We start from the raw sequence: 14,906 nt of genomic DNA, 5'->3' as shown, positions 1-14,906 counted from the left end.
GGCGATTGTTCTTTTCATAGCGATATCTCGTCTCCCCTGAAGCGAAACTGGCGGACATTTCCCCACCGCCTTGCCCCGCGCTAATTTTTATTAGCACTGTTGAGAGGATTTCGGCAACTGTCGAAGGGTAGAATAGCGAATTGTCAACGTATCAAAGCCGTCCTTTGCCCAAAAGCTTGATGGAAAACGACACTTGTGTCGCAACGTCGGAGGAAATGCCCCATGGTCATTAAGGTAATACTATTTACTAATTGAAATTAGTTGTATACCGTTGACCGCGTGGTTGGACGTGCCGTGTCTCGCTTGCGAGAGGCCCTAGGAGGGGGTTCAGGACCGGTCTGCCGCGAGTTGCAACTGGATCCTGCTAACGGGTCTATGGGAGGATTATCATGAAATACGTAACACGTGGTGCTGCCGCCTTTGCGGCAGGGCTGATGCTGAGCTATGCAACGGCCACGGTCGCCTATGCTGCCGACAAGCCGACGCTGGCATTCGTCGTCAACGGCGCGTCCGACTTCTGGAAGGCCGCCGAAGCCGGCGTCAAGAAGGCACAGGCCGAGCTGCCGGATTTCAACTTGGAACTGAAATATCCCGAGCAGTCTTCCGTCGCGATTCAGCAGCGATTGATGGAAGACCTGGTTTCAGCTGGCGTCAAGGGCATCATGGTTTCGGCTGTCGATCCCAAGACCTCGACGGATGGCCTGAACAAGATCGGCTCGCAGACCGCCCTGTTTACGACTGATAGCGATGCGCCGGATACGAACCGCGTCGCTTATATCGGCTCGTCGAATGTCGATGCCGGCAAGCAAGCTGCCGAAATCGCCAAAAAGGCCATGCCGAACGGTGGCAAGTGCATCGGCTTCGTCGGCCTGCTCGGTGCCGACAATGCCAAGGAGCGTATCAAGGGCATGAAGGACGGTATCGCCGGCACGAAGATCGAGCTGACAGACGTGCGCGGCGACGATATCGACCAGACCAGAGCCAAGAAGAACGTCGAGGATGCACTTGTTGCCAGCCCTGACGTCACCTGCATGGTCGGCTTCTATTCCTACAATACGCCACGCATCTACGAGGCGCTGCGCGAAGCGGGCAAGCTCGGCCAGATCACCGTCGTCGGCTTCGATGACGATCCGATCACGCTCGGCGGTGTCAAGGAAGGCACGATTGCCGCCACGGTGGTGCAGCAGCCCTACCTGTGGGCCTATCAGGGCATGAAACTGATGGCCGCCTATCTGAAGGGCGACAAATCGGGTATTCCTGCTGGAAAGCTGATCATCATCCCGACGAAGATTATCGGCAAGGATGACGTCGACGCCTATGCCGCAAATTTGAAGGCGATGGCCGGCAACTGAAGATCATCTCCTGTAACAGCGCCGGCCATTGATCCGGCGCTGTTACACCTTGATCGCGCGCGAAGCTGAGATCGGCATTCAAGCCGCATCGCATATCCTGCAGGCTCTATATCCGTTATGAACCAACGATCAGACACACTGGTATCAACAGAAACGACGGCGCCCTTTCTCAGCCTCTCGGGCATCGGCAAGACCTATCCTGGCGTCGTTGCGCTTGATGACTTCTCGATGGATGTCAGCCCCGGCGAAGTGATCGGGCTCGTCGGCGAGAACGGCGCCGGCAAATCGACGCTGATGAAGATCCTGGGTGGCGTCGTAAAGCCCGACCGCGGAACCATTCTGCTCGACGGAGCGGAACATGCTGCCCTTAGCGTTGAAAGCAGCATCGCGTCTGGAATTGCCTTTGTGCATCAAGAGCTCAACCTGTTCGAAAATCTCGACGTTGCAGCCAATATTTTCCTCGGCCGCGAGCCGCTGCGCGGCGGCCCCCTGAAGCTTGTCGACCGACGCCGCCTGCGTATGATGGTCGCGCCGCTCTTGAAGCGCGTCGGCGCGAATTTTTCGGCGGACACGCCGGTGGCCTCGCTGTCGCTTGCTCAACAGCAGATGGTCGAGATCGCAAAGGCGCTGTCCATCAACGCTCGCCTTGTGATCCTTGACGAGCCGACATCCAGCTTGCCGCTTGCCGAGACCGAAAAGCTTCTTGCCGTCATCTCGGCGCTCAAGGCAGATGGCATCAGCGTCATCTTCATTTCCCACCGCCTGCATGAGGTCGAGCGCGTCGCCGATCGCGTCATCGTTCTGAGAGACGGAACGCTCGCGGGGACGCTCCCCAAAAACCTGATCGATCACGACCGGATGGTAAAGCTGATGATCGGCCGGGCACTGACCGCGCGTGTTGCGGAAGCCCACCGGCCGCCGGGCAATGTCGCGCTGAAGGTCACGGCCATTCGCACCGCCGCTTATCCGACCCGGCCGGTCGATCTCGCCATCAACTATGGAGAGATCCTTGGGCTGGCCGGCCTCGTCGGATCGGGCCGAACGGAGCTCGCTCGTGTGCTCTTCGGGATCGACAAAAACTATGGCGGCTCCACGGCGCTTGATGGCAAAGACGTCAAGCTTACCTCTTCGACGAAAGCGGTCGCCAATGGCATTTTCCTGGTGCCGGAGGACCGCAAGCTCAACGGCATCCTTCTCGATCTGCCGATCTCGCAGAACATATCCCTGCCCAATCTTCCCGTTCACGCGCCTCGGTTCATGGTTTCGTCGGAGCGGGAAAATGCCGCTGCGGAAATCCAGGGCAGGCGGCTTGGTATCAAGGCGCCGTCCGTCTCGACCCGCACCGGCACGCTTTCGGGCGGCAACCAGCAAAAGGTCGTCCTGGCCAAGTGGCTATCGATGAACCCGAAGGTAATGATCTTCGACGAACCGACCCGCGGCATCGATATCGGGGCGAAGAATGAAATCTACGGCCTGATGCGCAAACTCGCCGACGCCGGCGTGGCGATCCTGATGATCTCAAGCGACATGGAGGAGGTCATCGGCGTCTCCGACCGTATCGCGGTCATGCATGAGGGGCAAATCGCCGGGATCCTCGAGAAAGATAAGTTCAGTCAGGAAAACGTGCTTTTGCTGGCCGTCGGCAAGGCGATACACTAACGGCTGCGGCCAAATCGAATGGATATACGATGAGTAAGAAAGATCTGGGCTTGCTCCTGTTGATCATCGCCGTCGGCATTGTCGTCGCGATCATCAATCCGCGGTTCCTTCTGCCGATCAACCTGGCCAATACGTCAAATCTCATCGGCCTTTTCGGGATATTATCGATCGGGCAAGCCTTCGTGATCATCACCGGCGGGATCGAACTTTCCGTTGGCTCCCTCGTTGCCTTCCTCGGCGTACTCTTCATCGATTTTGTCGCCGTCCAGAACATGCCCTGGCCCATCGCGCTGCCGGTGATCCTGATCCTCGGTGGCATTTTCGGTGCAATCCACGGCTGGCTCATTACACGGCTCAACCTCCAGCCCTTCGTCGTCACTCTTTGCGGCTTGTTGATCTATCGCGGGGCGGCGCGTTTCTATACGGCTGATGGCACGGCAGGTTTCGCCTTCGGCCAAAACTTTCCCGATTTGGAATTCCTGACCGCCGGCCGATTTTACGGCGTGCCGAACACCTTCATCGCGCTGGTGATTATCGCGGCCGTCATGTGGATCGTCCTTCATCGCTCCGTGTATGGACGCTATCTCTATGCCATCGGCAAGAACGAGGAAGCCGCGAAATATTCCGGCATTCGCACGGCCAAGATGGTGATGATAGCCTATGTCATATGCGGGGTGCTGACGGCGCTCTCCGCGATCTATTTCGCGATGTACACCCGTTCGATCTCGCCGGCGAGCCATGGGCAGTTCTACGAGCTCTACGCCATTGCAGCGGCGGTGCTGGGCGGCTTTTCGCTGCGCGGCGGCGAAGGATCTCTGATCGGCGTGGTCTTGGGCACGATCCTGCTGCAGGAGTTGCAGAACCTCGTCAATCTTCTCGGCATCCCCTCCTCGCTCAACTTCGCGGTCATGGGCGGCGTTATCCTGATTGGGGTGCTGATCGACCAGCAATGGACCGCAATCCGCGCAAGGCGGCTCCTGATATCGGCCGCCCGCCGGCCTGACGCGCGGCTGCCCGCCGAGTAAGCGCAGTCACCTTTAGGCCCGATTAGCCGCGCAGGCCGATGCTGTTCGGGCCGGAACCAGCCTGCTTCCGCATCGCCAAGCCGACGGTTCACGTCGCGTCTATGCGCCATAAACCATCCGTTAGGCATTTGTTGACCATAATTGGAGCGAAAGCGATGTCGCAGATGCGGCGCCTCTGATTTCCTGTGTCTTTTACCAAGGGCGAAAGTCGTATCCGTGCACCTAGCGATCCTTTCCATTCCGACGACAACTTTAGCAATGGCCCTGTCCTTCGTCGCTTGCAGAGTGGCGCTGATTGCAGTGCTGGTACTGGGCGCTTTAGCCGGAACTGCGCAGGCAGCGGCCGACGACCGAGCACTCAAGCTCTTCTTCACGCATACCGGCGAACGGGCAACCATCGTCTTCAAGCGCGGCGGCAAATTCGATCCGAAGGGCCTGGCGCAGATCAACCGCTTCCTGCGCGATTGGCGGAAGAACGAGCCGACCAGGATCGATCCGGACTTGCTCGATCTGGTCTGGGAAGTCTATCGCCGCAGTGGCGCAAGGGAACCCATTCACGTCGTCTCGGCCTATCGCTCGCCTTCGACAAACAGCATGCTGCGAAACCGATCGCGGAGTTCCGGTGTCGCGAAACACAGCCAGCACACGCTTGGCAAGGCGATGGACTTCTACATACCGGGCGTGAAGCTTGCGACCCTGCGCGCAGTGGCCATGCAGATGCAGGTCGGCGGCGTCGGCTTCTATCCGACATCCGGATCGCCGTTCGTGCATCTGGACGTCGGCAATGTCCGTGCCTGGCCCAGAATGTCGCGCCAGGAGCTCGCGCGGCTCTTTCCAACGGGGCGGACCATGCATCTGCCAGCAGATGGAAGGCCGCTGCCGGGTTACGAAGTCGCGGTCGCGGAATCAAAGAAACGCGTCCGCCTGGCGGGAAGCAGGATTGCGGCCATTGCGGACGAAGACGATGACGCCGAAACCCCGGCGACCTCCTCCGACCCTCTGGCCGGCAGAAGCCTTGTCACCGCCATGCTGCCGACGCCGCGAAGCCGGGCCGGCAATGGACTGGAGCTTCAACTCGGCAAACGGATAGCGGAAGAGAATGAAATTCGACCCTTCGCCGACCTCGCATCCTATACCGTCCCACTGCCGGCTTCGCGACCGAACAGCATCGTGGTGATCCCGACATCTGCCCCTGAAAGAACCGTCCCCACGGCCCTTGCGAGCCTGGTGGTGGGACGCAACCATGCGGGCAACCTGCTCGTTGCGGATCGCTCGGGAGCTTCGCTGAACGATGCCATGGCGAGGATGCAGCCCATGGCGGATCTGCCGACCACCGCCGCACAGGAGGTATCGGCCGGCGTCGGCGCCATGTCCACAGGGGCCCTTGTCGCATGGGCCTTACAGCCTCCGGGCACTGCGATGGAAATGACGCTTCCCGATCTGGTCGGTGCGCCGCTCCCCATGGAAGCAGATGCAACAGACGCCGGGCACAGTGCTTCCGCGGTTGCCGAGGATAAATTCGACAGCGAAAGATTTGGCTTCGAGGGCTGAACTTCGCTCGCGGCCGCGGTTTTGCGCATGAAAACCCGAGTGCCCGCGTTACCTCGTAAAGGCGCGGCTCCAAGGGCAAGAGCTTCGGCGGTGTCAATGTGCTCGGGCCCTGGATCGTCGCCAAGGATGAGCTCACCGATCCCTACATGCTCAAATCGGAACATCGCGCTCAATCCGACGTTAGCCTCATGAGGTTGCGGGTCGTGCCAAGCGGACGCGATGGCACCGAAGAATATGGAGATTTTTCCGCTTTCTCTCCATAGCCAACGAAATGGCAGGCGAGCTTCTCACCCATCCGATCGGCAACCTCTCCCAGATCTATAGGAGCTAGAACACGGCTCGACCGGATGCGCGGGCGTCCCTATATTCGAGAAATAAGGTCGCCCCAGACTGTGGGCGTCGGATCTAGCCGGAAGACGACATCATGGATCGGCTCAGCAACGCCAATGCCGCCAGTACCCTTCTTTCCAGCAGGGATCGCGGCTGGACAGGTCTGGAGGCAGAGTTCCTGCATATTCAGGCCGGCCGCACACATGTGCCCGGATCGCGAACGCACCGGCTGGGCATTCATTTTGGACGCGCCGTGAATGCCCACTGCCAGTGCGACGGCCGGCATTATCGCCGGCAGCAGAAACACGGCGATATCGACGTCGTTCCCGCGGGACTGGATGGCTGGTGGGAAGATGATCGCGATTGCACCATTCTGCGGCTGAACATCCGGCCGGAACTCCTCAATGCCGCCGCCCGCGAGCTCGGCCGGGATCCGGAAACCGTTTCGCTGGCACCTAAATTCCAGCTTCGTGATCCACGGATCGAGTCGATAGCCTGGGCCATCAAGGCGGAGATCGAGGCGATCATACCGTCCGACAGGACTTATGCGGACATGCTGGGCATGGCTCTCGCAATCCGCCTGGTGGAAAGCGACGGGCAAAAGCGGTTCGAGCCTGCCGACGCACGCGCGACATTGACCAGCCGACAACAACGACGTCTCGCGGAATTCATCGAGGATCATATCGATCAATCATTGTCTCTTGCCGATCTCGCCGCGGTCGCAGGGCTCAGTGTATCGCATTTGAAACCACTGTTTCGCGCCACCTTCGGCATGCCGGTCCATAGATATGTCCTGACGCGCCGGGTCGAGCGCGCCAGATTGCTTCTTATGGCTGCAAACATGCCCGTCGCTCAGGTCGCATTGGAGACCGGCTTTGCCCACCAAAGCCACATGGCGCACTGGATGCGGCGCATTCTCGGGCTCACGCCCGGCATGATAACCCGAATGCATTCCTGACATCGATTGTCGTCCGAACCTGCAATAGGCTGTCCGAACCTGCGCGAACCAGCGTGCGCCAATGGATAGGTTTGCTGGCAGACGAACAGGAGAAGACGCGATGCACGTCATTCTAGGCGCCACTGGGAAAATCGGCCGCACGACTATTGCCGCCCTGCGCAAAGCCGGGGCGCCGGTCCGCGCCGTGCTGCGCGATCCCTCGCAAGCGCGGGAGTTTTCCGACCTCGGCTGCGAGATCGCCATTGCCGACCTGCATGATCGCCGGGCCTTGGCCACGGCAATGAATGGCGCCCGCGCCGTCCAGATCATCTGCCCGGTCGATATTCGTGCGGAGCATGCGCATTCGCGAATGTTGCAACTGATCGATTCACTGGGCGAGACTTTGGCGGCAGCCAACCCTCAGCTCGTCCTCGCCATCTCCGACTACGGCGCGGAGCAGAGTTCCGGCACAGGCGTCACCTTGATCTTTCACGCGTTGGAGGCGCGGCTGCGAAAGCTGCCTTCCAGGCTTATCCTCCTGCGATCGGCCGAACATATGGAGAATTGGTCACGTCTTGCAAAAGCCGCCGCCGAAAGTGGCCGATTGCCGAGCTTCTATCGTCCGCTAACCAAGCTGCTCCCCACCGTCTCTGCCTTCGACGTGGGGACGATATCAGCCGCACTACTGCTGGATAACAGTACCGCAAAACTCAGAATCGTCCACGCTGAGGGTCCGAGACGCTACACGCCAAATGACGTCGCCGCCGCCATTGGCCTTCTGGCCGGCAGCAGCGTCGTCGCCCAGCCGCTGCCCGAAACGGAATGGCGGACCGTGCTGATACGAGCGGGTCTTTCCGAGGACTATGCACGGCTGCTGATAGAACTTTATGTCGCCCACAATGCCGGCAGGATAGATGCGGAAAGCGATGTAGGCGAGATCCGCCGTGGCAAGATTGAGTTGGTGGACGCGCTGCGGCCGCTTCTCGGCGCACAAAGGTGAGCTTACAGCCTCAATGCATTCCTCCACCGCCGCCTTCCTTCAGGTTGACGTTGCTGAGGATCAGAGCGAGCGGGATGGCGCAGAGTACTACCAGCATCAGCACGTGAAACACATCAATATAGGCCAGGAAGCTTGCCTGGGTTTGCACTTGCTGGCCGATCCAGGCAGTCGCCTGGGCTGTGGCATTCGCCGTCGTTGCTCCTCTTTCCGCGAAATAGCGCGACATTGTCTGCAGCGTTTCGTGGTAGGCGGGCGAGGACGGCACGATATGTTCCACCAGCCGGCTTTGATGCCATTGCTGGCGATGCGCCAGCACGTTGGAAGCGATACAGACGCCGATAGAGCCGCCGATGTTGCGGGCAGCATTGATCATGGCAGACGCCTGATTGGTCTGATCCCGTCTCAGGCCATAGTAGGAGGCCGAGGTGATCGGGATGAAGATCAGCGGCAGTCCGAGGCCGATATAGAGGCGAGACCAGACGAAGAAACCGAAGTTCAGGCCGGGATAAAGCCGCGTCAGCTGCCACATCGACACTGCGATAATCGCCGCGCCGACGGCGATCAGATATTTCGGCTGGATCAATGAATTCAGGCGACCTGTGACGAACATCATCACCATGGTGACGAGGCCGCCGGGCGACAGCGCCAAACCGGCCCAGGTTGCCGTGTATCCATAGTTCTGCTGCACGACCTGCGGAATGAACTGTGTGGTAGCGATCAGGATCGCGCCGGTTGCCATCATCACGATGAAACAGGATCCGAATTGCCGGGTGCCAAGCAGCCATCCATCGATGATCGGATTGGCCTGCGTCAGCACCCAGGGAATTGCGAGAGCAAACGCCAAAATACATATCGCCGTCGTCGCAATGATGAAGCCGGAACCGAACCAATCCTCCGTCTGCCCACGATCGAGGGTAAGTTCGAGCGAGCCGAGAAAGGTCGCGACCAGCAAAAAGCCGACGAGATCGAAACGGACTCCCTTCTTTCGGAACTCCTGACGTTTCTGCGCCGTCTCGGGGCTCTCCTTCAACAAGATGTAGACAAGGGCGAAGGCGAAAACGCCGACAGGGCCGTTGATAAGGAAGCACCAGTGCCAGGAGAAATTGTCCGACAGATAGCCGCCAAGCGTCGGACCCACGACCGGTGCGACCACGACGGCCACGCCGAAAAGCGCGAAGGCCTGGCCGCGCTTTGCCGGCGGAAAGGCATCGGCGAGGATCGCCTGCGAGGTCGGGATCATACCACCACCGGCAAACCCCTGGATGACCCGGAAAATCAGCAATGTCTGCAGGTTCCAGGAAAGACCGCACAGGATAGAGGCGATCGTGAATGTCGCGAGACACAGGAGATAGAACCGTCGCCGCCCGAACCGCTCGGAAAGATAGCTGCTGGCAACAAGCACGATGGCGTTGGACACCAGATAGGTCGTCACCACCCAGGATGCCTCGTCGGAGCTAACCGCAAGACCACCGGAGATATAGCGCAGCGCGACATTGGCAATCGTGGTGTCCAGCACCTCCATGAAGGTCGCAAGCGACACCACGATCGCGATCAGCCACGGATTGGTGGCGTGGGCGGCAACTCCTGTCCCGCCGGCGGCTGAGCTTGCCCCGCTCATCTCAGTTCCTCGGGCGAACCGTAACCGTCGGGACCACGGACATACCGGGACCGATGGCGACATCGGCAGGCCATGTGTCGACGATGATCTTGACCGGCACGCGCTGGGTAACCTTCACATAGTTGCCGGTGGCGTTTTCAGCGGGTAGCAGCGAGAACGCCGTGCCGGAACCGGGCTGGACGGAGGCGACCTTGCCGTGCAGCGTGTGATCGGGATAGGCGTCGAGCGTCACATCCACCGGCTGGCCCGGCCGCATGTCCGTCAGCTGTGTCTCCTTGAAGTTCGCGGTGATCCAGATTTCGTCGGGAACGAACATCGAGATCGCCTGCCCCGCCTCGACATATTGACCCTTGGCGCCGGTGAGGCGAACGACGCGACCCGGCTGGGCTGCGGTGATCGTCGTATAGCTCAGGTTTTGTTGCGCCTCCTCGGCCTGCGACTGGGCTTGCTTGAGGCTGGCAAGCGCACTGGATTTCTGGGCCTCCGAGACCGCCTTGTTCTTCAGCGCCGACGTGACGTTCGCCTGCATCTGTGCAAGGCTCGCCTGATCCTGCTGCAAAGTCGCGGTTGCCTGTTGCACCGACTGCACGCTGCCTGACCCACTCTTGACCAGCTGCTGCTGACGATTGGCTTCCTGCTGCGCATATTGAAGGGCGGCGGTTGCCGAATTTTGTTGCGCTCTTGCCACGTCGATAGCAGCGTCGGCCGCGTCGATTTGTGCGCTGGTGCTTTGGACCGAGGCATTGGCGACTTCAATCTGCCCATTCGCCTGATCGAGTGCGATCTGGTAATCGCGCGGATCGATCTTCAGGATGACGTCGCCAGCTTGCATATGCTGGTTATCGGTCACCGGAACATCCGCCACATAGCCGGAGACCTTGGCGGCAACCGAAAAACTGCGTGCATCGACGAACGCGTCATCCGTCGATTCGTAGGGATAGAAATAGACCCGCCAGGCAAACCACGACGCAACGATCGAGGCCGCCAGCACCACAATGCCGCACAAAACCCAGAAGGGGTGGCGACGGATGAAAGACGGCCGCTTCGTTTCCGGCGCAGGGGTTGGACTATCCGCATTCGCGGGGATCTTCTGCTTGGGCCGATTTGGCTTGGTTTCCATGATATTGGGTTGATTGTCAGCCATGACATGACCTTTGATTGTTGTCCTGCACGGTTCGGTTCCCGGCTGGTAGGCAGATGGCGGTGGTCAATGCCGCAGAAAACTTCGGATCTTCTTCAGATCTCGAATGAAGGCGAGCCGACTTCTTTCCTTCTCGTCCGGCTCCCTGATCCGCAAGAGCGCCGAAGGATGAATGGTCACCAGAATATCAATCTCCCCTGCCGGACGAATAATGTGACCGCGGTCGCGCATGACCTTGATCTTCGAGCCGAGCAGCGAGGATACCGCTGTTGCACCGAGCGCCACCACCAGCCTCGGCTTCAGGAGCTCAAGTTCAGCCCCCAGCCACCAGGCGCAACGCTGCACCTCCCCGGCATTGGGCCTTGCATGAAGACGCTTCTTGCCGCGCATCTGGTATTTGAAATGCTTGACGGCGTTGGTGACGTAGCAGCGGCCCCGATCGATATCAGCCTCTTCCAGACATTGATCCAAAAGACGGCCAGCCGGCCCGACGAACGGTTTTCCTGCCAGATCCTCTTTGTCGCCGGGCTGTTCGCCGACAAGTACGATCTCCGCATTCCGCGGCCCCTCGCCGAAGACAAGATGCGTCGCATCGCGATAGAGATCGCAGCGCATGCAGGCATCTGCATCGCGGCGCAGATCATCGAGCGTCGCCGCTTCGGCATGAGCGCGCGCGAGCGATGGGCCAGTGATGGACAAAGGAAGTTTTTCGAGCATTGGGGGCTCGCAACGGTTTTAAAAGCTATCGCAAGACGAACTGATCGCGGTTCTTTTTGTTCCATGCCGGCCCATTTCCTCACTCGGGAACCCTCACCTCCGATCTTCGTTATGACGGAGAAATCATGCACATGGAGGAGATATCATGAGCAGCGAAGGCAAGACCGGCTCCTACACGCTGACCGCGTTCTTCGACGATGAATATGATGCGGAGGCTGCGGCCGAAGCATTGATGGATGCCGGCATACCCAAGGATGCCGTCACCATGACGCCGGGTAACCGCCCTGACACGGACCCTATCGACCATCTCGGCTTCCTCGACGCGTTGACGGGAATTTTCTTCCATGAGGAGCAGCGCGCCGCCTATGCCACAGCTCTCGAACGCGGCGGAACGCTGGTGACCGTGCAGGTGAACGAGCAGCAGCACAACATCGCCCTGCCGATCCTGGCTGAGAAAGGCCAGATCGACCTCGACGAGCACGAGTGAGGGAGAGATTAGAGCCTGGTTGGCCGTCCAGGCACTGGCATAGGCGGCATGGGCACTTCCAGGCGGAACACTCGGGAACAATTGGTGCGGGTCAGGGTTCGTAGGGCTACCGACCGACGAAAGACATCATGACAGAGACGGACGTTCACGATGTCTTCGTCGTCGGCGCGCACAATGCGTATGTGATGGAAAATCAAGCATAGCATCATGAAGCCGCAGCCCATTGGACCGGCTGTCCTTCAATCAAGGTTCCACGTTGCCAGAGGAAGAGCAAACATGGCTGACGACAGATTTGCATGGATTAGCAAGCGTGCCTACGCCATCTGGGAAGCGGCCGGGCGTCCGTCTGGATGCGATCAGGAACATTGGAAGCAAGCTGCTGCCGAGCGCGATATCATGGAGCGTTCGCGAGCGTCCGTAGATGGAGAGGAGTTGCTTCTTAGATTTCGACAGAAGGCAACTCCTCCCAATCCGGATCAAGCTTTGCAACCAGAAGACGGAGATGAGCGCATCATGGTAGATCGTATTTCATAGCCGGCCTAATGGCTCACCGAAATGCAATGGGCGTCTCTATCGAAAAGATGGAATTGCTCCCAAGCGATGGTGAGACTGACAGACTGGCCAACGCTTAGTTGAACATTGCCCGGCAGCCGGACGGTCGTCTGATAGCCACCATGAACGACATAGGCATAGGTGTCGGAGCCGAGCCGTTCGATGGTGCAATTTTCAATCCCTCCGCCGTCGGCTCGACGGTCGGAGTAGCTGCATCGTGCTTACGAAAGCTACACAGGAACCATCTGGGAAGTGGCTGATCGAAAATCTGGATCAAACTGCGAGCGCAGAGTCTCCTTACGCGATTGATGAGGCGGACACGAAGTGGCCTCGGATCCCTCTCCGCAACATGGGCCCGGCACATAGTGACTCGTCACGAGGCGGGCTGATGCGTTTCGCAAGTGCCCTCTCTTTTGCAGAACAAAGATGAGGCATCTCAATAATGCATTTCAGGATATTCGCTATCGCCGCCTTGGCTCTCTCTTCCGCCGTGCCTGCCGTGGCCGCGGACATGACTTACGAGCCTTCATTATACCCATGAAGGCTGCCTTCATCACGCTGGGCCTGGCTGCCGCCACGATAATTGGCCCTATCACCCCGGCACTTGCTCAAGTCGTCATTCACCAGGATCAGTCGTCGGACGACTATTCCGCCCAGGATGACACGGAGCAGAATTTCCTTCATGCCTGAAACAACCATCACGATGCGCGTAACAGGTGGGGAGAGCGCCGCGGCAACTTCGGTCCGGACGATGTGATCCGTCTCCTGGGGGCCGTGGCTATCGCGTGAAAAACGTAAATCACGTCGAAATTCGCTACCTGGTCGAGGCAACGCGAGGCGACGACAATCTCCTGGTGAGCGTATCCCGCCGCGGAGAGATTATGGGCGTCGTCCATGATAGCAGCTATTGATGCCGATCATAACCAAGCCCCTCAGCTGCTATACGATCAAGCTGAGGAACACTCAGGATACATCAGCAGGGTAAACGCCACGGCCATTGAAGGACGCGGTTTCCTCATGTGACATCAAACCGCTCAAGCATCTTGTTAAGCCGCAAATTCTCGGCTCGAAGCTGTTCAGCCAGCAGCCTCTTGAGCCGCTTGTTTTCTGCCTCAAGCGCGGTCACTTCGTCCAAGGAAATCGGATCCTCGAAAGTCGCGGATTGCGCGCTTTGCTTCTCGTGTGCACCCGTGGAAGCCTGCGCATTCGCATGGGTGGAGCCGTGCCTGGTGCGTTTCCTCGCAGCGCGCCCCGAAGCCGCTTGAGGCTGCGGTGCCGGCTCGCTCTCCTGCATCTGTGCGACAGCTTCGACGTTCGGGCGATCCGCCTGCTGCTTCGGCGCGTCAAACTCCGTAGCCACGGTCGACGGTATCAACGTTTGTGCAACATCGAGATCGTCCGCATCTTCGCCGACAGAACCCGCATTGCTCGGATCAGGTAGCTTGTCTTCACCCGCATCCGGCGTGCGGGATACGTCATTCGAGCTGAACGGATGCGATGGCTTATCATGGACTTCGCGGGCCAGAGCCTTGAGGTCAGTGTCTCCCCAAATTGAGCTCACCCGTGTCTTTGACTGTCGTCGCCCCGACTTGACTTCAACAACGAAACTCCGTTGTGGCGTTCTCATATATTCCCAACCTTAAGCAACTGGTGAAAAACCGACGCCGATCGGCGCCGCTGTATTTTGCTGGCGGACAAATATAGCTCCTCACCGCGCGCTTCAACTGGTTGGAGCGCAAGGGCGACGTTTTGCCCAGCGCATCAACAGTCTCGTAGCTGACGTGATTCCACAAGCGAAACATTTGTCTTTTCGATTGTCCACCCTGATGGAGCTCGCTGGAGACGAGCCTACAAAATGCCGGCGTCAAACAATGCCCGGCACTCAATGGAGAGACTGACCGCCCGCTCCATTCCGATCTTGGATTAGTCCAGTCCTAGCCTCTTGCGCAGCTCCGCATTTTCTGCGCGCAGCTTTTCCGCCAGAATCTTGCGAAGCCTTTGGTTTTCTTCTTCGAGTTGAACGAGATCGGCCAACCCGTTGCCGACCGAAACAGGCTTCTCCCCCCCTTGGTCAACGGCCTTTGCTGTCCGTTTCCACTGATAGTAGGTTTGCTCCGATATGCCGGCGTTCTTGATCGCGTCCCTGAGCGTACTTGTACCCCCGGCGACCTGCGTTCCTATCAGCTTGAGCTTTTCGCCTCTTTCCTGCTCGCTATATCTCCTGGGCTTTGCAACTGGCACAGCCGACGTTGCATCAGTCGCCTTTGCTTCAGCCTGAACCGGTGTGGCAACCGCCTTCTGGCGTGGCGCTCTCTGCTTCTTGACCTTCGGCGTTTTCACCTCTGCCTCTATCCCCGTAACTGCAGCAAGCGGTCCCGTGTTAGTCTCGTCAGCCATCAGTGTTTCCTCCTTAGCCATTGCCTGTTGTCTGCCGAGTGAACGACAGAGTCAACTCAACCGCCAGCCCGGTGCTCCACGGATGATTGATCCGGGATCCATGCTGCGTGGTCATCCAGCCCTTGCGGATAAAATGTGTG

The 14,906-nt window shown here is 59.1% G+C and carries 14 protein-coding genes; 9 read left to right on the top strand and 5 right to left on the bottom strand.

The annotated features are described in order from the left end of the window. The first annotated feature begins 389 nt into the window (after positions 1 to 389). From FHT29_RS28635 to FHT29_RS28605, 6 genes are all read left to right on the top strand, one after another. On the top strand, positions 390 to 1,352 hold the full coding sequence (locus FHT29_RS28635) for a sugar-binding protein (RefSeq protein WP_037191814.1): 963 nt from the start codon (positions 390 to 392) through the stop codon (positions 1,350 to 1,352). A 117-nt stretch (positions 1,353 to 1,469) separates the two neighbouring features. Next, entirely contained in the window at positions 1,470 to 3,011 is a 1,542-nt protein-coding gene (locus FHT29_RS28630; protein ID WP_168600688.1) for a sugar ABC transporter ATP-binding protein, read from the top strand. Between the two features lie 29 nt (positions 3,012 to 3,040). Next, positions 3,041 to 4,036 carry an ABC transporter permease gene (locus FHT29_RS28625; RefSeq protein WP_037191819.1) on the top strand — a complete coding sequence of 332 codons (996 nt, stop codon included), beginning with the start codon at positions 3,041 to 3,043 and terminating at the stop codon, positions 4,034 to 4,036. A gap of 258 nt (positions 4,037 to 4,294) precedes the next feature. Further along, positions 4,295 to 5,587 (top strand): DUF882 domain-containing protein, encoded by a 1,293-nt coding sequence (locus tag FHT29_RS28620; RefSeq protein WP_168600687.1) that lies wholly within the window; start codon positions 4,295 to 4,297, stop codon positions 5,585 to 5,587. Between the two features lie 424 nt (positions 5,588 to 6,011). Then, positions 6,012 to 6,875, top strand: a complete 864-nt coding sequence (locus tag FHT29_RS28610; protein ID WP_168600686.1) for an AraC family transcriptional regulator — start codon at positions 6,012 to 6,014, stop codon at positions 6,873 to 6,875. A 100-nt stretch (positions 6,876 to 6,975) separates the two neighbouring features. After that, the gene (locus FHT29_RS28605; protein WP_168600685.1) at positions 6,976 to 7,854 is read left to right on the top strand and encodes an NAD(P)H-binding protein; all 879 of its coding nucleotides are present in this window, start codon (positions 6,976 to 6,978) and stop codon (positions 7,852 to 7,854) included. Positions 7,855 to 7,864: 10 nt separating this feature from the next. Here FHT29_RS28605 and FHT29_RS28600 read toward each other — a convergent pair whose 3' ends face one another. From FHT29_RS28600 to FHT29_RS28590, 3 genes are all read right to left on the bottom strand, one after another. Next, on the bottom strand, positions 7,865 to 9,472 hold the full coding sequence (locus FHT29_RS28600) for a DHA2 family efflux MFS transporter permease subunit (RefSeq protein WP_168600684.1): 1,608 nt from the start codon (positions 9,470 to 9,472) through the stop codon (positions 7,865 to 7,867). Between the two features lies 1 nt (position 9,473). Then, positions 9,474 to 10,616, bottom strand: coding sequence for an HlyD family secretion protein (locus tag FHT29_RS28595; protein WP_168600683.1), 1,143 nt, complete (start codon positions 10,614 to 10,616; stop codon positions 9,474 to 9,476). Positions 10,617 to 10,679: 63 nt separating this feature from the next. Further along, entirely contained in the window at positions 10,680 to 11,330 is a 651-nt protein-coding gene (locus tag FHT29_RS28590) for a UdgX family uracil-DNA binding protein (protein ID WP_168600682.1), read from the bottom strand. 145 nt (positions 11,331 to 11,475) lie between these two features. Here FHT29_RS28590 and FHT29_RS28585 point away from each other — a divergent pair, with 145 nt between their 5' ends. The 3 genes from FHT29_RS28585 (at position 11,476) to FHT29_RS34765 (ending at position 13,059) form a co-directional block, all read left to right on the top strand. Further along, a complete protein-coding gene (locus FHT29_RS28585; protein WP_168600681.1) occupies positions 11,476 to 11,817 on the top strand; it encodes a hypothetical protein in 342 nt (113 codons plus the stop codon). 276 nt (positions 11,818 to 12,093) lie between these two features. After that, entirely contained in the window at positions 12,094 to 12,351 is a 258-nt protein-coding gene (locus FHT29_RS28580) for a DUF2934 domain-containing protein (RefSeq protein ID WP_168600680.1), read from the top strand. 444 nt (positions 12,352 to 12,795) lie between these two features. Then, positions 12,796 to 13,059 carry a hypothetical protein gene (locus FHT29_RS34765; RefSeq protein ID WP_047561701.1) on the top strand — a complete coding sequence of 88 codons (264 nt, stop codon included), beginning with the start codon at positions 12,796 to 12,798 and terminating at the stop codon, positions 13,057 to 13,059. A gap of 325 nt (positions 13,060 to 13,384) precedes the next feature. Here the strand turns inward: FHT29_RS34765 and FHT29_RS28565 are convergent, their stop codons facing one another. Continuing rightward, complete coding sequence (locus FHT29_RS28565; RefSeq protein WP_348644906.1) at positions 13,385 to 13,930, bottom strand: hypothetical protein; 546 nt, start codon at positions 13,928 to 13,930, stop codon at positions 13,385 to 13,387. 362 nt (positions 13,931 to 14,292) lie between these two features. Continuing rightward, a complete protein-coding gene (locus FHT29_RS28560; protein WP_168600708.1) occupies positions 14,293 to 14,766 on the bottom strand; it encodes a transposase in 474 nt (157 codons plus the stop codon). Positions 14,767 to 14,906: the final 140 nt, after the last annotated feature.

It is taken from the genome of Rhizobium sp. SG741, from assembly GCF_012275435.1.
Lineage (GTDB): Bacteria > Pseudomonadota > Alphaproteobacteria > Rhizobiales > Rhizobiaceae > Rhizobium > Rhizobium lusitanum.
This window is presented reverse-complemented; position numbering and strand designations above follow the sequence as displayed.